The organism is Mesorhizobium sp. M7A.F.Ca.CA.002.05.1.1 (genome assembly GCF_003998335.1).
Taxonomy (GTDB): Bacteria; Pseudomonadota; Alphaproteobacteria; order Rhizobiales; family Rhizobiaceae; genus Mesorhizobium.
In genome coordinates this window covers 1-18,463 of record NZ_RZQI01000020.1, presented here as the reverse complement: position 1 = coordinate 18,463, position 18,463 = coordinate 1, and the positions used below count along the sequence as shown (strand labels likewise).

Annotated in this window: 19 protein-coding genes; 5 read left to right on the top strand and 14 right to left on the bottom strand. The window is 62.8% G+C overall.

From position 1 onward, the window contains the following. From EN939_RS02400 to EN939_RS02380, 5 genes are all read right to left on the bottom strand, one after another. Window positions 1-511: FAD-dependent oxidoreductase (locus tag EN939_RS02400; protein WP_127266815.1), on the bottom strand; the 511-nt coding region annotated here is incomplete at its 3' end. 40 nt (window positions 512-551) lie between these two features. Beyond that, window positions 552-1,538 (bottom strand): Gfo/Idh/MocA family protein, encoded by a 987-nt coding sequence (locus tag EN939_RS02395; protein ID WP_127266814.1) that lies wholly within the window; start codon window positions 1,536-1,538, stop codon window positions 552-554. Window positions 1,539-1,607: 69 nt separating this feature from the next. After that, a complete protein-coding gene (locus EN939_RS02390; RefSeq protein ID WP_127266813.1) occupies window positions 1,608-2,183 on the bottom strand; it encodes a YceI family protein in 576 nt (191 codons plus the stop codon). A gap of 68 nt (window positions 2,184-2,251) precedes the next feature. Then, a complete protein-coding gene (locus EN939_RS02385) occupies window positions 2,252-2,824 on the bottom strand; it encodes a cytochrome b (protein ID WP_127266812.1) in 573 nt (190 codons plus the stop codon). Between the two features lie 56 nt (window positions 2,825-2,880). Continuing rightward, window positions 2,881-3,771: a LysR family transcriptional regulator gene (locus EN939_RS02380; RefSeq protein ID WP_127266811.1), complete on the bottom strand. Its 891-nt coding sequence runs from the start codon at window positions 3,769-3,771 to the stop codon at window positions 2,881-2,883. A 96-nt stretch (window positions 3,772-3,867) separates the two neighbouring features. Between EN939_RS02380 and EN939_RS02375 the strand changes: the two genes are divergently transcribed. Continuing rightward, window positions 3,868-4,863, top strand: a complete 996-nt coding sequence (locus EN939_RS02375; RefSeq protein WP_127266810.1) for an aldo/keto reductase — start codon at window positions 3,868-3,870, stop codon at window positions 4,861-4,863. Between the two features lie 110 nt (window positions 4,864-4,973). Here EN939_RS02375 and EN939_RS02370 read toward each other — a convergent pair whose 3' ends face one another. Continuing rightward, window positions 4,974-5,576, bottom strand: a complete 603-nt coding sequence (locus EN939_RS02370) for a nucleotidyltransferase family protein (protein WP_127266809.1) — start codon at window positions 5,574-5,576, stop codon at window positions 4,974-4,976. Between the two features lie 273 nt (window positions 5,577-5,849). Between EN939_RS02370 and EN939_RS02365 the strand changes: the two genes are divergently transcribed. Continuing rightward, window positions 5,850-8,330 carry an autotransporter domain-containing protein gene (locus EN939_RS02365; RefSeq protein ID WP_164748778.1) on the top strand — a complete coding sequence of 827 codons (2,481 nt, stop codon included), beginning with the start codon at window positions 5,850-5,852 and terminating at the stop codon, window positions 8,328-8,330. Window positions 8,331-8,408: 78 nt separating this feature from the next. Here the strand turns inward: EN939_RS02365 and pheT are convergent, their stop codons facing one another. From pheT to infC, 8 genes are all read right to left on the bottom strand, one after another. Further along, window positions 8,409-10,817 carry a phenylalanine--tRNA ligase subunit beta gene (pheT, locus tag EN939_RS02360; protein WP_127266807.1) on the bottom strand — a complete coding sequence of 803 codons (2,409 nt, stop codon included), beginning with the start codon at window positions 10,815-10,817 and terminating at the stop codon, window positions 8,409-8,411. Next, entirely contained in the window at window positions 10,814-11,236 is a 423-nt protein-coding gene (locus tag EN939_RS02355) for a GFA family protein (RefSeq protein WP_127266806.1), read from the bottom strand. Before EN939_RS02355 ends, pheT begins: the two co-directional genes overlap by 4 nt. After that, window positions 11,233-12,330 (bottom strand): phenylalanine--tRNA ligase subunit alpha, encoded by a 1,098-nt coding sequence (gene pheS / locus EN939_RS02350; protein ID WP_127266805.1) that lies wholly within the window; start codon window positions 12,328-12,330, stop codon window positions 11,233-11,235. The genes EN939_RS02355 and pheS overlap by 4 nt, the downstream gene beginning before the upstream one ends. 141 nt (window positions 12,331-12,471) lie before the next feature. Next, window positions 12,472-12,873 (bottom strand): 50S ribosomal protein L20, encoded by a 402-nt coding sequence (rplT, locus tag EN939_RS02345; RefSeq protein WP_013528310.1) that lies wholly within the window; start codon window positions 12,871-12,873, stop codon window positions 12,472-12,474. A gap of 145 nt (window positions 12,874-13,018) precedes the next feature. After that, entirely contained in the window at window positions 13,019-13,222 is a 204-nt protein-coding gene (gene rpmI, locus EN939_RS02340) for a 50S ribosomal protein L35 (protein WP_006201248.1), read from the bottom strand. Window positions 13,223-13,404: 182 nt separating this feature from the next. Next, the gene (locus EN939_RS02335) at window positions 13,405-14,049 is read right to left on the bottom strand and encodes a methyltransferase family protein (protein ID WP_127266804.1); all 645 of its coding nucleotides are present in this window, start codon (window positions 14,047-14,049) and stop codon (window positions 13,405-13,407) included. A gap of 142 nt (window positions 14,050-14,191) precedes the next feature. Continuing rightward, complete coding sequence (locus EN939_RS02330) at window positions 14,192-14,818, bottom strand: methyltransferase family protein (RefSeq protein WP_127266803.1); 627 nt, start codon at window positions 14,816-14,818, stop codon at window positions 14,192-14,194. 128 nt (window positions 14,819-14,946) lie between these two features. Beyond that, entirely contained in the window at window positions 14,947-15,483 is a 537-nt protein-coding gene (infC, locus tag EN939_RS02325; protein ID WP_013528312.1) for a translation initiation factor IF-3, read from the bottom strand. 205 nt (window positions 15,484-15,688) lie between these two features. On the opposite strand from infC, the gene EN939_RS02320 reads away from it, so the two are divergent. From EN939_RS02320 to EN939_RS02310, 3 genes are all read left to right on the top strand, one after another. Then, window positions 15,689-16,459: an alpha/beta hydrolase gene (locus tag EN939_RS02320; protein WP_127266802.1), complete on the top strand. Its 771-nt coding sequence runs from the start codon at window positions 15,689-15,691 to the stop codon at window positions 16,457-16,459. Further along, window positions 16,459-17,601: a benzoate/H(+) symporter BenE family transporter gene (locus EN939_RS02315; RefSeq protein WP_127266801.1), complete on the top strand. Its 1,143-nt coding sequence runs from the start codon at window positions 16,459-16,461 to the stop codon at window positions 17,599-17,601. The genes EN939_RS02320 and EN939_RS02315 overlap by 1 nt, the downstream gene beginning before the upstream one ends. Window positions 17,602-17,719: 118 nt before the next feature. Next, entirely contained in the window at window positions 17,720-18,202 is a 483-nt protein-coding gene (locus tag EN939_RS02310) for a DUF2852 domain-containing protein (RefSeq protein ID WP_127266800.1), read from the top strand. The last annotated feature ends 261 nt before the right edge of the window (window positions 18,203-18,463 follow it).

Sequence of the window (18,463 nt, the reverse complement as noted above, 5' to 3'; positions counted from 1 at the left end):
ATTTGAAACTGATCAATCCGCGCTTTTGGGCCTCGCGCACGCGCTGGGCGAACGGTTCGAGCACACCGGGGCCGGTGCCCCAGGTAATGTGAAAGCGCGGCACCGAATTGCCGTGGCCGATTGCATTGCCGCCGCCCCGCTCGGCCCAGCCGACCACAGGAAAGAATTTCAGGCCGCGCTGCATCAGCCAGGAGCGTTTCTCGCCGGCGGCGAAACCGACATAGGCTTCCGCCCATTTGCGCGGCCAGAAATCCTCCGGCCGATCGAAAGCCGCGGTGCCCAGCCAGTCTTCCAACGCCAGGTCATGCGAATCGCGGATGCGCATGCGCCGCTGCTCGGGCGAATTGACGAGGAAAAGGCCGCCGAACGACCAGAACGCCTGACCGCCCAGCGACTGCTCCGGCTCCTGGTCGACAATGATGATTTTCTTGCCGGCCTCGGCAAGCTCGGCGGCGGCAACCAGCCCTGCAAGACCGGCGCCGACAATGATCACGTCCGCATCGTCAGCCATCTTTCCTCCCAGAATTAGCCGGCTACTTCAATGCAAGGGGTCAGACTGTCTCCCAGCCTTCTTTGCCGCCGGCGCGGAAGATGGCATCGATGACTTTCTGGTTGAGCACGGATTCCTCCAGCGTGAAGACGCGCTCCTTGCCGCCCTGTGCCGCACGCGCGAAGGTCTCGACCTCCAGCCGGTATTGCTGCGTGCCGGGAAAGCGGAACACTTGCGTCTCGGTGTGGTTCTGGTTGTGCAGTTCGACGCGGTGGTGGTCGTAGAGCCCGGCATTGAAGGGCGAGAACAGCTCGATGAAACCCTTCTCGCCGTGGAACACCATCACCTGGCGCGCCGCCATCTGCGTCGACAGATAGAACGACAGCTCGAAGTCGCCGAAATCGGCGCGGATCGAGGAGTAGATGTCGGTGCCGAATGTCTTGTCGCGCTCGATCGTCGCCTGCACGCGCAGCGGCTCCTTGCCGGTCGAAAAGCGCGTCGACACGGTCGGGTAGACGCCGATGTCGGGCAGCGCACCACCGCCGAGATCGAGCTGGTTGCGCATGTTGCTGGGGTCGACATTGTAGTAGGAGAAGGCACCCTGCACATGGCGCAGCCGGCCGATGGCGCCGCTGGCGATGAGGTCGCGTACCTTGATCCATTGCGGGTGGTAGATGACCATGAAGGCCTCGCAGACCAGCACCTTTTTCTGGTCGCGCAGCTTGATCAGCGGCAGGATGTCCTTGGCGTCGAGCGCCAGCGGCTTTTCGACCAGCACGTGCTTGCCGGCTTCGATGGCCTTGGCCGCCCATTCGACATGCTGCGAGGTCGGCAACGGGATGTAGACGCCATCGACCTCGTCGGAGGCAAGCAGTTCCTCATAGGAGCCGAAGGTATGGCGCGCGCCGAAGCGCTCGGCCAGCGCCTTGGCCTTCGACAGGTCACGGCTGGCGATCGCCGACAGCACGCCGTTCTCCGCCTCGACCATCGCCGGCAACAAATGCTCGCGGCCGATCTTGGCCGTCGACAACACACCCCATCGGAACATCAGGCTTCTCCATCACAATTACAGGCAACGAGGTTTGCCCGAAATCGCCGGAAAAGCCAATGACGAGGGTCAGCCCCTTTTGCCGGTCAGCGTCATGTCGAAGTCGACGATGTTGGAATAGATTGGCGTGCCGACATCCATGCCGTAGCGCGACCTCAGCACCTTGCCGGTGACATGGAATTTGATCGTCCCGGCCTTGAGACCGCCAAGCTCGGCCATGAACTTTTCCGGAAACGTCTTGCCGCGCGCCGTCAGCCGGCCGCTGACGAGGGCCGTGGTGTCGCTGGTTCGGGTCACGCTGGTAGAGCGGAACTGGATCTCCGGGTTGTTGGCGGCATCGAACACCGCGTCGGAGCGCAGGAAGGCATCGATACGGCTCTGGCCGGTGCCAACGCTTTCGGGAAAGATGGTGAAATTGACCTGCGAGTGCCCGACATCGCTGTTGTCGATGCGGATCGAGCCCTTGAAGCGGGCGAAGGCGCCATTCAGGCCGCCGCCGCCGACCTTGCCGATGGAGAAGCGGATGCTGGAGTTGGCCGGGCTGATCGAATAGCTGCCGGCGGCGTCACCAAGCGCGACGGCCGCTGAAACAGGCATGGCGAGGCAAGCGGCGACCGCCGCAAATCCGAGGATGCGCGTGTACATGGGGATGTTCCTTGTTGGAGGCAGCGCATTCCTGCGCCCTCACTCCATGAACGAATGAACCGCTCGCTCTATTCCGGATCTGACGAAGGCGTGATCATGCGCATGAGCACGCCATCCCTGAGCTGGAAATGATGCCGCAGTGCCGCCGCAACGTGGAGAGCCACAAGCGCCATGCCGGCATAGGCAAGATACCAATGCGCCGCCGCCCAGAAGCTTTCGGCACCATCCGATTCGGCCAGCGGCAGGTTCGGCATGACGAACAGGTTGAACGGCAGGCTGGGTATCTCCAGCATCGAGACCGACACGAGCGCCCACCCGGACAAGGGCAAGGCAAGCTGGAACGCGTAGAGCGCAAAATGGGCCAACGGTGCCGCCCGACGTTCCAAAGTCCCGACCGAGCGCGGCAGCGCCGGCGTTGTATTGCCGTAGCGCCAGACGATGCGCAGGATGATCAGGCCGAGCAGCAGGAAGCCGAAGGATTTGTGCAGCTGGATCAGTTCGAAGGCGGTGCGCTGGCTGGTCACCCGCACCATGACGAAGCCGAGAGCGAACTGGCCGATGAAGATCAGCGCAATCAGCCAGTGAAGAATGATCGCGCCCCAGCCATAGCGGGTGGTGCTGTTGGTGATCGATGTTTGCATCGTTGGTGAACGACCGCGATGCCGGTTATCTTCCACCAAGGGGGGGCGAGCCCGCTTTATCCACTCACCTTGAAGAAATCGACAAAGGCCCTGAGCGCTGGCCGCATCTGACGGCGGCTCGGATAATAGACAAAGAAGCCGTCGAAGGGCGGGCACCAGTCCTCCAGCACGCGGATCAGCCTGCCGTCGGCGAGCGGTGCGCGGACATAGTCCTCAAAGACGAAGGCGAGCCCGGCGCCGTCGACCGCCGCCTGGGCGATCAGATGGTCCTCGTCGAGGATCAGCGGTCCCTCCACCGCCATCTCGATCGTCTCGCGGCCTTTCTCGAACTCCCAGCGGTAGAGGATGCCGCTGGAGAAGCGGAAGCGGATGCAGCGGTGGCCGGCCAGGTCGCGCGGGTGGCGCGGCTTGGGGTTGACCTCGAAATAGACCGGGGCGCCGACCACCGCGCCGCGAAGGTCCGGCCCGATGCGCACCGCGATCATGTCGCGCTGCAGGCTCTCGCCAAGCCGGACGCCAGCATCGAAGCCGCCTTCCACCACGTCGGTGAAGCGGTCCTCGATGACGATCTCCAGCACGATGTCGGGATAGGCCGACGCAAAGGCGCCCAGCCGTGGCGTCAGCGCCAAATGCGCTGCCGTGCGCGGCACGGTCAGGCGCAGATTGCCGGCCGGCCGGTCGCGCGTCTCGATTGCCGTCTCCAGCGCCAGGTCGATCTCCGACAGCGCCGGCCGCAACCGCTCCAGCAACTGCGCACCTTCTTCGGTCGGCGCGACGCTGCGTGTGCTGCGCGCCAGCAGCCGAACGCCAAGCCGCGCCTCCAGGCTGGATACCGCGTGGCTGACAGCCGAAGGCGCGATGGCCAATTCCCTGGCGGCGCCCCGAAAGCTGCCGCATTGAGCGACAGTTGCCAGCACGGCCAATTGGGAAAGATGCGCGCGATTCATTGATCTATCTTTTAGTACAGCCCGTGCGGATGGAAGCCGATTATCGAACACAAGGCAAGGCGCTATTTCTCCCACATCGCAACAAGGAGACGCGTTATGCAAACCCGCAAGCTAGGAACTGAATTGAACGTCTACCCCGTCGGCCTCGGCTGCATGGGCATGAGCTTCGCCTATGGCGGCCAAGCGGAAGCCGATGCGATCGCCACGCTGCACCGCGCCGTCGATATCGGCGTCAACTTCTTCGACACGGCGGAGGTCTATGGCCCCTTCGAGAACGAGATTCTGCTCGGCAAGGCGCTGAAGCCGGTGCGTGATCATCTGACGATCGCGACAAAATTCGGCTTCCGGATTCTGGAGGAAGGTACAGGCCTCGACCGCATGGCGGGCGTCGACAGCCGCCCCGAGCACGTCAAAGCGGTCGCCGAGGCCTCGCTGAAACGGCTGGGCACCGATGTGATCGACCTCTACTACCAGCACCGTGTCGACCCCAACGTGCCAATCGAGGATACGGTCGGCGCCATGGCCGAACTGGTGCGCGAGGGCAAGGTGCGCGCGCTTGGCCTGTCCGAGGCGAGTGCCGCGACCATTCGCCGGGCCCATGCCGTGCATCCGGCATCGGCCGTGCAGAGCGAATATTCGCTGTGGAGCCGCGACCCGGAAGACGAGGTGTTCGCCGTCTGCCGCGAGCTCGGCATCGGCTTCGTTCCCTATAGCCCGCTCGGCCGTGGGCTGCTGACCGGCACGATCGCCAAGCCCGAGGCCTTGAGCGACGGCGACTGGCGCCGGACCTTGCCGCGCTTCCAGGCCGAGGCGATGGAAGCCAACGCCGCTGTCATCGCCACCTTGGAAAAGCTGGCTGTTGAAAAGGGCGTGACCTCGGCACAGCTGGCGCTGGCCTGGGTGCTGCACCAGGGCGATTTCATCGTACCGATCCCCGGCGCGCGCAAGATACGCCATCTGGAGCAGAACACGGCGGCGGCGGACATCGAGCTAAGCGCGGCCGAGGTGCAGGCTATTGGTGACGCGCTGTCGCCCAACAAGGTTATGGGCAAGCGCTATACTGAGGAGTTGCTGGCGCTGGTGAATGGGTAAAAACTGCGAGTAAGCGAAAGGGGCGCCGGGCGCCCCCTTTTCGTACGCAGCGCGGTGCAAAAGGTGGGAGACGCTGGCGTGAAGCGCGCCCTCTGCCCTGCCGACATTTCCTACCAAGGCACGACAGTGATCTCCGGCCAATACTCCTGGGCGCGTCTGCCCTTCGCCTCATGCGTCTTCTGATTGTCCATCACCCGGTTCGGTGTGATGCGGAACGAAAAAACATCATCCAGCCCGAACGGCGCCACCAACACCAGCTGCCCGTCAGCATCGTATCGAACCCCGACGGCGTGCGTCTTCGACGCGAAATAGCAGACGGGATCGCTGGCGTTCGAATAGCGCGGGCAAGGCCACCCGAACTTCTGCGGATACCAAAGATGCACCCGCGCCTGATTGCGCACCTCGACCGGCAGCGGCAGTCCTTCGAAATGCTTCTCCGCGCGGCGAATAACGGCGTCCTCGGCCTCGTAGGAGAGGTCGCTGTCATCGAAGTAGAACAGGTCGACATCCCTGATGCCATACCCCGAAGGCTTGCCGGTCAGATGGTTCCAAACACTGTTGTAGAGCGCGCCGGAAACCACCAGCCAGTCCGGCAGGTCGAGCGTGCGAGCCCGCGCCAGCGCGTCGCGTAACAGCGGGTCGGCAAGCACGATGGCGAGAAATGCCGCGCGCTGCTCTTCAAGAGGAAGGCCCGAATAGGAGAGAGGATCCATCGCCCTTTGGAGAGCGATTCGGCAAGTATCCGCAATGCTTCGCCCATAGCGCCACCAAAGATGTGGCCAGATTGCAACGTGACCGGACCATGATGCTCGGCCTGGCCCTAAAACAGCCCCACCCTCGTCATCTGACGACTATGCGCGTCTGCCCATCTGCCGGCATGGACGATTGCTATTGGAATTTTCCACACCGGCTGGGGTAGCCTGGGCATGCAGATATCGTCGGTTTGGCCAGCAGCATCGTCGAGAGGACCGATCGACAGGGCAAAATTGACTGCGAAGTGGTTCTGGATTGCCGCGACCTTCTGCGTTCTGATCGCAGCCTCGCTCAATGCAAGTGCTGCGGCGGAGCCGATCGTGATTTCCCCGGCCACGCTGCCGGATGGGAGAGTTGGTGAGCACTATGATCGGACGCTGATGGCTTCAGGCGGAGCTGGCGGGCCATACACGTTCGCGCTCACTTCGGGGGTCACGCCGGTCTCCTTCAGCAGCGGCGGCGTCCTCTCCGGGGCAGTGATAGCCGCCCCCGGCACCTATAATTTCAGAGTCCTGGCGACAGATCAGGTCGGCAACACCGGCACACGCGACTACACGATTGTGATCGCGGACAACCCGGTCTTGATTTCGCCTGCTGCGTTGCCCGGCGGGCAGATTGGCCAGCCGTATAACCAGGCGCTGACGGCTTCGGGTGGCGCTGGCGGTCCCTACACGTTCTCGATCGTTTCGGGCTCCATGCCCGTCGCCTTCAGCAGTGCCGGCGTCCTCTCAGGGCCAGTGATAGCCGCCCCCGGCGTCTACAGTTTCAGGGTCCGGGCGACAGACCATGTCGGCAACAGCGGCGAACACGACTACACCATCGTGATCGCGGACAACCCGGTCGTCATTTCACCAGCTGCCTTGCCCGGCGCGCAGATTGGCCAGCCCTATAGCCAGGCGCTGACGGCTTCGGGTGGTGCTGGCGGCCCCTTTACGTTCTCGATCGTTTCGGGCTCCATGCCCGTCGCCTTCAGCAGTGCCGGCGTCCTCTCCGGGCCGGTCATAGCGGTCCCCGGCGTCTACAGTTTCAGGATTCGGGCGACGGACCATGTCGGCAACAACGGCGAACGCGACTACACGCTTGCGATCACCACTGGCCCGCCCATCGTAATTTCACCGGCAGCTTTGCCCAATGGCCAGGTTGGGCAGCCCTATAGCCAGATGCTGACCGCAACCGGCGGTGTGGGCGCGCCTTACACGTTTCAGCGGATCATCGGAAATCTGCCCGAAGGCGTTTCGCTCGCAACCGATGGCACACTCGGCGGCACGCCGACCGAGAGCGGATCATTTGCCTTTGCCGTCGATGTGTTCGACACCTCCGAGAACAGGGCAAGGCGCGAGTATACGCTGGACATCGCTGCGGCGCCCCGACCGACGGCGCCGTCACTGACCATGACGATCGTTGCCGGCATGTCAGCTTCGCTGCCGTTGACGCCGGGTGCTACCGGCGAACCATTCAGCGCCGCGGCGATCATGTCCAGCGCCCCCGCCGAGGGCGGCACGGCGACGCTGTCCGGCGCGCCCAACTACCTACTGACCTTCGCGTCCTCGCCGGTGTTTTCAGGCACCGTCATCGTAACGTACACACTGACCGGCCCCGGCGGCGTTTCCGATCCGGCCACGGTGACCATCACCGTCACCACGCGGCCGGACCCCTCCGACGATCCGGAGGTCGCCGGGCTGCTCAATGCCCAGGCGCAAGCGGTGCAGCAATTCGCCGCCGGGCAGACAGACAATATCAACCATCGCATGGGCGCTTTGCGAAGCGAGGCGTGCCGCAAGGCCTTTGCGAATGGGCTCGAACTGTCTGGCCAAGGCGCCGATGGCAATGCCGCCAGCGTCGACTTTCCAGACGGATCCGATTGTGGGGGCGAAGCGGCAAAGCTGGGCTTCGGCTTGTGGGCCGGCGGCCACATCGATCTCGGCCATAGTTCGCCTGATGATAGCGCGGAGCGGGACTCCGTTTCGATCAACATGACCACCGGCATCGACTACCGTTTCAACGACCGTTTCGTCGCCGGTCTGGCCGTCGGCTACTCCAGCGACGACAGCGACATTGGCGGCAATGGCACCGAGAGTTCCGGCGAGGCCTACAGCGCGACGCTCTATGCAAGCTATCGCCCGGCCGAAAACCTGTTTCTCGATGCCCTGGCCGGCTACGGTTCGTTCAGCTTCGATTCGAAGCGCTTCGTGACAAGTGTTGGCGGCTTTGCCGACGGTCAGCGTGACGGCGACCAGATTTTCGGCTCGCTGACTGCCGGTTTCGATCATAGCGTCGGCGGGCTGCGACTCACTCCGTTCGCCAGGTTGACGGCATCCTCTTCGAGCCTCGACGCGTTTACCGAAACCGGAGCAGGCATCTATTCGCTGAGCTTCGGCAAGCAGAGCGTCGACAGCCTCGGCGGCACGCTTGGCCTTGCCGGCGGCTATGACATGCCGGTGGCCCTCGGCGTCTTCACACCACGCTTCCGGTTTGAATACACTCACGAATTCTCCGGCTCGAGCGACGTCGATATCCGCTACGCGGATAGTCCGGATGGCCTTGTCTATGGCTTCCAGACGCAGCCTTTGGCGAGTGACCAGGTGATGATCGGCCTGGGCGCCGATCTGCTGCTGCACCAAGGGTTATCCATCGGGCTCGATTATCGCGGCACAATCGGCTTTCAAGACAGCTACAGCCATGCCTTTGGCCTGAGGGTCGGCGGCGGGTTCTGACCATTGCGGCAACGGCTGCTTATCCGTCCCGTAGACGGATGAGCAGCCCCATCGCTAACAGTTCAGTCGCCTTGGGCGCTACGTCCTCAGAACGCCACCGGCCTGCTTGCCGACATTCTCGACGATACGCTTGGCCAGTGCCTCGAAATCCTCGTCGGTCAGTGTCTTTTCAACCGGCTGGATCGACACTTCGATGGCGATCGATTTCTTGCCCTCGCCCAGCGAAGCGCCTTCGAAGATGTCGAAGACCGAGACGGCGGTGATGAGCTTCTTGTCGGCGGCGAGCGCCGCGCGCACCAGCGTGCCGGCCTCGACCGTTTTGTCGACGACGAAAGCGAAGTCGCGCTTGACCGCCTGGAAGGGGGACAGTTCCAGTTTCGGCTTGGTTTTCGTCGGCTTGGCCTTCGGCTCGGGCACGGCATCGACAAACACTTCGAAGCCGCACAGCGGGCCGGAAACATCGAGGCCTTCCAGCGTCTTCGGGTGGAATTCGCCGAAGGTGCCGAGCACGGTTTTCGGACCGAGCTTGATCGTGCCGGAACGGCCGGGATGATACCAGGCCGGGCCGCCGGCCTCGATCTGCAGCCGGTCGACAGGCGCACCGCAGGCTTCCAGTGCGGCGATCGCGTCGGCCTTGGCGTCGAACACGCCGACCGCACCCGAATTGCCGGCCCAGTTGCGGCCTGAGCCGTCGAGCTTGGCGGTGCCGCGGCGCACGCCGGCGGCCACGCGCCGCTGCTGGTCGGCGCCGTCGCCCTCATAGGTGCCCGAGACTTCGAACAGCGCCACGTCGCCGATGCCCTTGTCGGCATTGCGCTGGGCAGCAGCAATCAGGCCCGGCAGCAGCGACGGCCGCATGTCGGACATGTCGGCGGCGATCGGGTTGGCGAGCTTCAGCGCGGTCTGGCCGCCGCCGAACAGCTCGGCGTGCTTGGCCGGAATGAACGACCAGGTGACGGCTTCCATCATGCCGCGCACGGCAAGCGCGCGCTTGGCGGTGCGGGTACGGACCTGCAGCGTGGTGAGGATCCTTGCATTGACCGCGTCATGCGCACCGAGCGGCTGCGGTGCGATGTTGTCGACACCATGGATGCGCATGACTTCCTCGACCAGGTCTGCCTTGCCGTCGACGTCGGGGCGCCAGGACGGCACGGCGACATTGACCACATCGCCCGATCCCTCCGGCTTGAAGCCGAGGCGCGACAGGATGTCGAGGCTTTCCGCCTTGGGAACCTCGATGCCGGTCAGCCTCTTCACTTCCGAAAGCGGGAAGGAAACGATCTTCGACTTGTGGCCGGCATAACCGACGACTTCCATTTCGGTCGGCGTGCCGCCGCAGAAATCGAGCACCAGTTTCGTTGCCAGCTCGACGCCGGGAACCATGAATTCGGGGTCCACCCCGCGCTCGAAACGGTAACGCGCGTCGGTGATGATGCCGAGCGTGCGGCCGGTGCGCGCCGTGGTGATCGGATCCCAAAGGGCGGATTCGATCAGCACATCTGATGTGTTCTCGTCGCAGCCCGAATGCTCGCCGCCCATGATGCCGGCGATGGACTCGACGCCGTTGTCATCCGCGATGACGCACATTTCCGGCGTCAGCGTGTATTCGCGGCCATCGAGCGCCTGCACCTTTTCACCATCGCGCGCGCGGCGCACGACGAGATTGCCGGCAACCTTGCTGGCGTCGAACACATGCAGCGGGCGGCCGCGGTCGAAGGTGACGTAATTGGTGATGTCGACCAGCGCGCTGATCGGCCTCAGCCCGATGGCGATCAGCCGCTGCTGCAGCCATTTTGGCGACGGCCCATTCTTGACGCCCTTGACCAGCCTGAGCGCGAAGCCGGGACAGAGCTCCGGCGCTTCGATCGTTACCTTGACCGGACACATGCCGTTGCCGACATGCGGCATGATGGCGCCGCCGACGAGGCGGCCAAGCCCGCTCGCCGCCAGATCCCTGGCGATGCCGTAGACGCTGGTCGCATCCGGCCGGTTCGGCGTCAAATTGATCTCGATGACCGGATCGTCGATGTGCGCATAGGCAGCGAAGCTGGTGCCGACAGGCGCATCCTCAGGCAGGTCGATGATGCCGTTGTGCTCGTCGGACAGTTCCAGCTCGCGCTCGGAACACATCATGCCATGGCTTTCGACCCCCCTGATCTTGCCGACCGTCAGCGTCACGTCGATGCCGGGCACATAGGTGCCGGGCGCGGCAAAGGCGCCGATCAGGCCGGCCCGCGCATTGGGCGCGCCGCAGACGACCTGCACGGGTGGCTTGCCGTTGCCCGTATCGACGGTCAGCACGCGCAGCCGGTCGGCATCGGGGTGCTGCACCGCCGTCAACACCCTGGCTATGACGAAGGGTTTCAGGCTCGACTTGTCGTCGACATGCTCGACTTCGAGGCCGATCGAGGTCAGCCGCTCGACGATCTCGTCAAGCGTGGCGTCGGTCTCTAGGTGGTCCTTGAGCCAGGAGAGGGTGAATTTCATGGGACTGTTCCGTCTGGTCTTTTGACGCTTGTTTTCAGATGTCTCGGCAGGTCGTCGGATATATGCAGGAAGGCAAGCTGTTCGCTGACATAGGCATGCTGCGTCGGCTCAAAATCGGCCGGCGCATCCATGGCGCCGAGCATGAAGTAGATGTCGTCCTCCAGCCGCTCGTCGACATAGGCGATGGGTGAGCCGCAGGTGCCGCAGAAGGAGCGCGTCACCGGGCCGTTCTCATACATCTTCAGCGCCTTGCCGGTGAACGCGACCTGATCGACCAGGAAGCCGACAAAGGCCGACATCGGCGCGCCGCTGGCCCGCCGGCAATCGCCGCAATGGCAATAGCTGACGTGATGCGGTTCGACTGATGCCTCGAACCGCACGGCGCCGCAGCGGCAGCCGCCGGCATAGGGCGCTGTCATGCGCTCAGGCCTCCGAACAGCGTCGGCATGTCGAGCGGCCTGAACCCGTAATGCGACAGCCAGCGCACGTCGGCATCGAAGAAGGCGCGCAGGTCCGGCATGCCGTATTTCAGCATGGCGATACGGTCTATGCCCATCCCCCAGGCAAAGCCCTGATATTCGTCCGGATCGAGCCCGCCATGGCGCAGCACGTTGGGGTGCACCATGCCGCAGCCGAGGATCTCCATCCAGTCGGAGCCTTCGCCGAAGCGCACTTCGCCGGGCCTGGAGCGGTCACACTGGATATCGACCTCGAGGCTCGGTTCGGTGAACGGGAAGAAGGACGGCCGGAAGCGCATCTTGACCTGCGGCACCTCGAAGAAGGCCTTGCAGAACTCCTCCAGCACCCACTTCATGTTGGCGACGTTGGCCGTCTTGTCGATCACCAGCCCCTCGACCTGATGGAACATCGGCGAGTGGGTGGCATCCGAATCCTGCCGGTAGGTCTTGCCCGGAATGACGATGCGGATCGGCGGCTTCTTCGTCTCCATGGTGCGGATCTGCACCGGCGAAGTGTGGGTGCGCAGAAGCTTGCGCTCGCCCTTCTCGTCCGGCTGGAAGAAGAAGGTGTCGTGCATCTCGCGCGCCGGATGGCCTTCTGGGAAATTCAGCGCGGTGAAATTGTAGTAATCGGTCTCGATATCGGGACCTTCGGCGATGGAAAATCCGAGGTCGCCGAAGATCGCCGCAATCTCGTCGATGACCTGGCTGATCGGGTGTATACGGCCGCGCTCAGCCGGCGACTGCCGCACCGGCAGCGTCACATCGACCTTTTCGGCGGCGAGGCGCACGGTGATCGCCACATCTTTCAACTCGGCCTTGCGCGCCGTCAGCGCATCTGTGACGCGGTTCTTGAGTCCGTTGATTGCGGGGCCTTTGACCTGACGCTCCTCGGCGGTCATGGCGCCAAGGGTCTTCAGCATCTCGGACACGGCGCCCTTCTTGCCGAAAGCAGCGATGCGCACGGCCTCGATGGCCGGCTCATCGGCGGCCGAGGCGATTTCGGCCAGAAGTGAGTTTTCAAGCGTATCCAGGCCAGTGGTTGCGTCGTTCACGGTCAAAACTCGCTACGTTGGAAATCAGCTCTAAGTGAAAGTCACTTTTAAGTTGAAGTTCAGGCAAAAGAAAAACCCGCGCCAGCCGTGCCAGCGCGGGTTCCCCAAATCAGAATTGCGAATGCTTGGGAAGCGCTGGTCTTAGGCGACAGCGCTTTCAAAAGCGTTCGGCGTGGTGTTCTTCAGATATTCGAGCGCCACCTTGGCCTTGGCGACCAGGGCTGCGAAAGCCTGCGGCTCATGGATGGCCATGTCCGACAGGATCTTGCGATCGATCTCGATGCCCGACTTGTTGAGGCCGTCGATGAAACGGCCATAGGTCAGGCCATGCTCGTGCGTCGCGGCGTTGATGCGCTGGATCCACAGCGCGCGGAACGAGCGCTTGCGGTTCTTGCGGTCGCGGTAAGCGTACTGCAGCGACTTTTCCACCGCCTGCTTGGCGATGCGGATGGTGTTCTTGCGGCGGCCGTAGAAGCCTTTCGCGGCTTTCAGGACCTTCTTGTGCTTGGCGTGCGAGGTGACGCCTCTTTTTACGCGTGCCATGTCATGATCTCCTTAAAAGCAATTCCAGGAAAAGTGCCTTGCGGTTTTCCGTTCGGAATTGCGTAAAACAAATGCGTGTCCAGACCGAATGCCTTATTTGAGCGGGATGTTATCCAAAAAGTCTGCAACTTTTTGGCATCACGCCTTAGAGGCCGTTCGGCAGAAAATTCTTGATGACCTTCTTGCCATCCGGTTCAGCCAGAACCATCGTGCCGCGGGCATTTCGAATGAACTTGTTGGAACGCTTGATCATGCCGTGACGCTTGCCGGCAGCAGCCGACAGGACTTTACCCGTACCTGTGATCTTGAACCGCTTCTTGGCGGCCGATTTGGTCTTCATCTTGGGCATTTTGCTACTCCGTATTGTTGGCGCACTATCGCGCTTCTTGTTCGCTTCGGGCCGACCAAAGCCCGAAAAGCAAATGAAACCGCCACGGCATGCCCTGCCGGGCGGTTTTCTTGAACGGCGGTCCTATACGTTAAAGACGGCCCGCGCGCAACACCTGTGGAGATGCGGCGCTGTGTCCTTGGTCAGGGCAGCGTGAACCAGACCGGCAACATGCCTGACAGCTGGGCTCCGTCTATCAATTCGAAGGCCGGCAGGGCGATGAGAAACACCAGGCCGTCGAGCAGCGTGGTCAGCAGCAGGCGGGGCTTGAAGCTGCCCGTATCGCCCTCCTGGTAGAGCGACAGCTTCGGGAAGAAGCGCGGCACCTTCTCCAGATAGGCCTGGTACGGCGCGCCGAGCGCTTCCTTGAGGAACTTCTCTTCGCGCAGGATGACGATGTGGAAGGCACCCGCGCACAGCAGCGCAAAGAGAATGATGCCGGAGAACGAGCCGATCTGCGCACCGACGCCGGCCGCGGCTACGGTCGAGAACACATAGAGCGGGTTGCGGGTTATCGAGTAGGGCCCACCGGTCACCACCTCGGAAGATTTGCGCCCGCCTATGTAGAGCGTCGCCCAAAGGCGCCCGACGATGCCGAGGAAAATCAGCAGCACGCCGAACATTTCGATCGACTCATGCACCCAGGTTTCAGGCGGAAAACTTGATTGGCCGAACAGCAGTGCCAGAAACAGCACCACCACCAGCACCGCAAGCACCATGCGGCGCATATGCTGATAGCCGCCCAGCCCGTGTGCCTCGACGGGCGCAGACTTGATTTCATTGACCATGGCGGAATCCGATCGTCGAAAAATTTGCCGGCGATCGCAGCTTCTGGCCAAGAAAACAGGGCCTCGCCGATCGTTGGGATGACTTGCAGGATAATTCAGGCGGATTTAATGCACGTCGCCTTTTTTGACTGCCTACCGCCGCTCAATACAGCCAGAAGAGGACGGGAATTACACCGCTTTCCTGTCCGGACTCGATGAGTTCGAAAAACGGTATGGAAACCAGAAACATCAAGCTGTCGCGCAGCGTGTGATTGAAGATGCGCGGTGTGAAGGTGACCTCGGCCTGATCGCGATAAAGTCGGGGATTGGGAAAAAAGCGCGGCACCCGTGCGACGTAGTCCTTGTACGGCGCCCCGAGCACGGTCGTCAAATGCCGTTCCTCGCGCAGCGTGACGATGTGGAACGCGGCCGCGCACAAAACCGCCGACGCTACCGCGACGATCGCGCTGCCGGTCTGGGTGCCGATGCCGACGGCTGCTACGGTGGAGAAAAAATACAGCGGGTTGCGCATCACCGAATATGGGCCGGTTGCAACCACTTCGGCCGACTTGCGGCCGCCGATATAGAGGATCGACCAGAGCCGGCCGCCGATCCCGATCAGTATCAGGGCGATCCCGTGCGCCTCTATGCGTTCGTGGGTTAGTTCATCGTGCGGGGAGCCGCCGAAGATCAGCAAAGCGCAAAAAGCACCGATTAGCAGCGCCAGCAGGACGCGCCGGCGCCGCTGATAGCGACCCATTTCACTCGTAGAACGTGCCGCAGCGGTCATGGCAGAATCCTTTTGCCGCGAGGACCGGCAACCAGAATCCTTGTCGATGCAACTTGCGGAGAAATCATGGCGAAGACAAAACAAACAAAAGGCCGCCGAAGCGGCCTTTGCTTTTGACGGGGATCGCTCTAGCGCGGCGACAGCACCATCATCATCTGGCGGCCTTCGAGCTTCGGTTCCGCCTCGACCTTGGCGATCGTCGCCACTTCCTCGCGGACCTTGTTCAGAAGCTGCATGCCGAGTTCCATATGCGCCATCTCGCGGCCACGGAAGCGCAGCGTCAGCTTGACCTTGTCGCCTTCCTCGAAGAAGCGGCGAACCGCCTTCATCTTGGTCTCGTAGTCATGGCTGTCGATGTTCGGGCGCATCTTGATCTCCTTGATCTCGATGACCTTCTGGTTCTTGCGCGCCTCGGCCGCCTTCTTCTGGTTGGCGTATTTCAGTTTGCCGAGATCGAGTATCTTGACGACGGGGGGCACCGCATTGGGCGATATCTCGACGAGATCGAGCCCAGCCTCTTCGGCGAGCAGCAATGCGTCGTTGATGGAAACATCGCCGCGGTTCTGGCCTTCGGCGTCGATAAGCTGGACCCGGGGAACCCGGATGTCACGGTTGGAGCGCGGGCCATCCTTGGTCGGCGCCGCTGCTTTGAAAGGTCTGCGAATGGTCGTGGTCTCCTTGGCCGTTTCGTTCAGGGTCTGTCAGTGTTGATGCATGGACGCGCCAATGTGGTGAGCGCGCGGGCGGAGTCAATAGCACAGCATTGACAGAAAATCACCCTGATCGCTGCTCTGCACCAAACAAACAACATCGTGAGCACTTTTCGCCACGCCACCGTCCGTGTCACAAGACCGGCGTTGAGGAAAAGCCATGACTGCCACGCCCCCAATCTTTCTGGATGTAGATGGATCGCGCATCGCGGTGCGCCATACTGCTGGCTCTGCGCCAGGCATCGTCTGGCTCGGCGGCTACAAGTCGGACATGCTGGGCACGAAAGCTCAGACGCTGTCGGACTGGGCGGCAAGCGAGGGCCGAGCCTTCCTGCGCCACGATTATTCCGGCCATGGCGAATCCGGCGGCGCCTTCGCCGACGGCACGATTTCGACATGGCTTGCACAAAGCCTTGCCGTGTTCCGGCATTTCACCCGGGGCAGCCAGATCCTGGTCGGCTCCTCGATGGGCGCCTGGATCGCGCTGCGCATGGTGCAGGAATTGCGCAAGGCAGGCGATAGCAACGTCGCCGGCCTGGTGCTGCTGGCGCCGGCCCCGGATTTCACCGCCGAACTGGTCGAACCGGTGCTGACCAAGGCGCAGAAGCGCGATCTCGCCAAAAAAGGGTTCTTCGAAGAGCCGTCGGACTATTCCACGGAACCCTACATCTACACCCGCGCGCTGATCGAGGACGGGCGCGACAACCTGACAATGACAGGCCCGATCGACACCCATTGCCCGGTGCACATCCTGCAGGGCCTGGCCGATGCAGATGTGCCGGCAAGCCATGCGCTGAAGCTGGTCAGCCTGCTGCCCGCCGACGACGTGACACTGTCACTGATCCCCGACGGCGACCATCGCCTGTCGCGACCGCAGGATCTCGACATGCTGGTTAGGGCTGTCGATGCGATGGCGCAGAGGGGAAACTGATGCGCCTTTCCATCCCGATATCCGCCTTCGTCGCGGCGATCGTCGGCTTCGGCGGCACGCTGGCCATCGTCATCGCCGCCGCCACCGCAGTCGGTGCGACGCAGATCGAGACGGCAAGCTGGGTGACGACGATCTGCCTGGCCATGGCGATCGAGAGCCTGTGGCTGTCATGGCGCACGAAAATGCCTGTCATCACCGCCTGGTCGACGCCGGGCCTGGCGCTGATCGCGGCATCGAGCGGCTTTTCGATGAGCGAGGCCGTCGCCGCCTTCATCGTCACCGGCGTCCTTCTGATCGCCACAGGGCTGTTTCGGCCCCTGACCAAGCTGATCTCGAGGATACCGCCCTCCGTTGCCTCGGGCATGCTGGCCGGCATCGTCGTCACCTTCGCGCTCAATGCGGTGAAAACCATTCCAATCGACCCGTGGCTGATCCTGCCGCTGATCGCTGCCTTCTTCGTTATCAGGCTGTTCAACCCGGCGCTGTCGGTGCTGGCGGTTCTGATCGGCGGTGGCCTCGCCGCTTTCCTCACCGGCCGTGTCGGTGGCCTGCCGACACCGGAACTGTCGACGCTGACGCTGATTGCGCCTGACTTCACCACCAAGGCGGTGATCGGCCTGGCACTGCCGCTCTACCTCGTCACCATGGCGTCGCAAAACCTGTCCGGCCTCGCCGTGCTGCGCGCCGCCGGCTATCACCCGGAGCCCGGCCCGCTGATCGGCGTCACGGGCCTGTTTTCGTTGCTGTCGGCGCCGTTCGGCGGCTCGACGACCAATCTGGCGGCGATCTCGGCGGCGATCTGCACCGGACCGGACGTCCACCCCGATCCCGCCGAGCGCTGGAAGACCGGGCCGTTCTATGCGCTCGCCTATCTCATCTTTGCGATTTTCGGCGCTTCGCTGGTGGCGATCTTCGCGGTGCTGCCGCAGAGCCTGATCGTGCTGGTGGCAGGCCTGGCGCTGATGGCGTCGCTCGCCAACGCGCTGTCTATCGCGCTGAAGGAAGAGGCGGATCGCATGGCCGCCACCGTCACCTTTGTCGTCACCGCGTCGGGTCTGACGCTGTTCGGCGTTGGCGCCGCATTCTGGGGCCTGATTGCCGGGCTGGTCGTGCTTTTCCTCGATATGATCAAAAAGCGATAATCATTTCAGATGCTTGTCCGGATTTGGCGGACATTGTCTTGAATCGCCGTTTTTCTCTTCCCATTTCGATTCCACGCAGCCCGGATTTGGCTGTCTCCAACCGAAGGAATGGGAGAAAATGAACGCATCCGCATTGATCCGTCCGGCCTGGACGCCGGCAACCATCGCGTTGATGGTTGTAGGTTTCATGGTGTTCTGGCCACTCGGCTTCGCCATGCTCGCCTACATCATCTGGGGCGACCGCCTCGATGGCTTCAAGCGTGACGTCAACCGCGCGACCGACGGCATCTTCGCCGGCTGCCGCCGCGGTTCCGACAAGGCCGCGCGCTGGGGCAATGGCTCCGCCCGCACCGGCAACGTCGCTTTCGACGACTGGCGCGAAAAGGAACTTGAGCGGCTGAACGAAGAGCGCCGCAAGCTCGACGAGATGCTGACCCAGTTCGACGAGTATGCCCGCGAATTGCGCCGCGCCAAGGACCAGGACGAGTTCGACCGGTTCATGGCCAACCGCAACAAGTCGACGGCTCCGACGAAGACCGATCCAAGCACCGGAACGACGACCACCAAGCGTGGCAAGGGCTCGAACCTGCTTGACGACTGAGGCCAAGCGACTGGCCACATCGTGAAAAAACGGCGTCGCGCGAGCGGCGCCGTTTCTTTTTTGTTCTAGTCGTTTTTCTCGAATCGCGTATCGTCCCGCCATGACTCTCGGCTTCTTTCGCAATCTGACAAAGCCCAAGCCCACGCCTGTCGTGGAGCGCGAATATTGCGTCGCCGGCCGCACGCTGCCGCTTAAGATCGTCGAGAGCGCCAGGGCGCGCCGAATGACGCTGCGCATCGATTCAGGCGGCCAGGGTCTACG

What these genes read in the sequence shown, in the direction of transcription:
- EN939_RS02355 (WP_127266806.1), bottom strand. Translation starts at nt 11,236, where the DNA reads ATGACAGCGCCCTATGCCGGCGGCTGCCGCTGCGGCGCCGTGCGGTTC.
- EN939_RS02395 (WP_127266814.1), bottom strand. Translation starts at nt 1,538, where the DNA reads ATGTTCCGATGGGGTGTGTTGTCGACGGCCAAGATCGGCCGCGAGCAT.
- EN939_RS02310 (WP_127266800.1), top strand. Translation starts at nt 17,720, where the DNA reads ATGAACGCATCCGCATTGATCCGTCCGGCCTGGACGCCGGCAACCATC.
- pheT (WP_127266807.1), bottom strand. Translation starts at nt 10,817, where the DNA reads ATGAAATTCACCCTCTCCTGGCTCAAGGACCACCTAGAGACCGACGCC.
- EN939_RS02315 (WP_127266801.1), top strand. Translation starts at nt 16,459, where the DNA reads ATGCGCCTTTCCATCCCGATATCCGCCTTCGTCGCGGCGATCGTCGGC.
- rplT (WP_013528310.1), bottom strand. Translation starts at nt 12,873, where the DNA reads ATGGCACGCGTAAAAAGAGGCGTCACCTCGCACGCCAAGCACAAGAAG.
- EN939_RS02320 (WP_127266802.1), top strand. Translation starts at nt 15,689, where the DNA reads ATGACTGCCACGCCCCCAATCTTTCTGGATGTAGATGGATCGCGCATC.
- rpmI (WP_006201248.1), bottom strand. Translation starts at nt 13,222, where the DNA reads ATGCCCAAGATGAAGACCAAATCGGCCGCCAAGAAGCGGTTCAAGATC.
- EN939_RS02370 (WP_127266809.1), bottom strand. Translation starts at nt 5,576, where the DNA reads ATGGATCCTCTCTCCTATTCGGGCCTTCCTCTTGAAGAGCAGCGCGCG.
- EN939_RS02385 (WP_127266812.1), bottom strand. Translation starts at nt 2,824, where the DNA reads ATGCAAACATCGATCACCAACAGCACCACCCGCTATGGCTGGGGCGCG.
- EN939_RS02380 (WP_127266811.1), bottom strand. Translation starts at nt 3,771, where the DNA reads ATGAATCGCGCGCATCTTTCCCAATTGGCCGTGCTGGCAACTGTCGCT.
- EN939_RS02375 (WP_127266810.1), top strand. Translation starts at nt 3,868, where the DNA reads ATGCAAACCCGCAAGCTAGGAACTGAATTGAACGTCTACCCCGTCGGC.
- EN939_RS02335 (WP_127266804.1), bottom strand. Translation starts at nt 14,049, where the DNA reads ATGGTCAATGAAATCAAGTCTGCGCCCGTCGAGGCACACGGGCTGGGC.
- EN939_RS02330 (WP_127266803.1), bottom strand. Translation starts at nt 14,818, where the DNA reads ATGACCGCTGCGGCACGTTCTACGAGTGAAATGGGTCGCTATCAGCGG.
- EN939_RS02390 (WP_127266813.1), bottom strand. Translation starts at nt 2,183, where the DNA reads ATGTACACGCGCATCCTCGGATTTGCGGCGGTCGCCGCTTGCCTCGCC.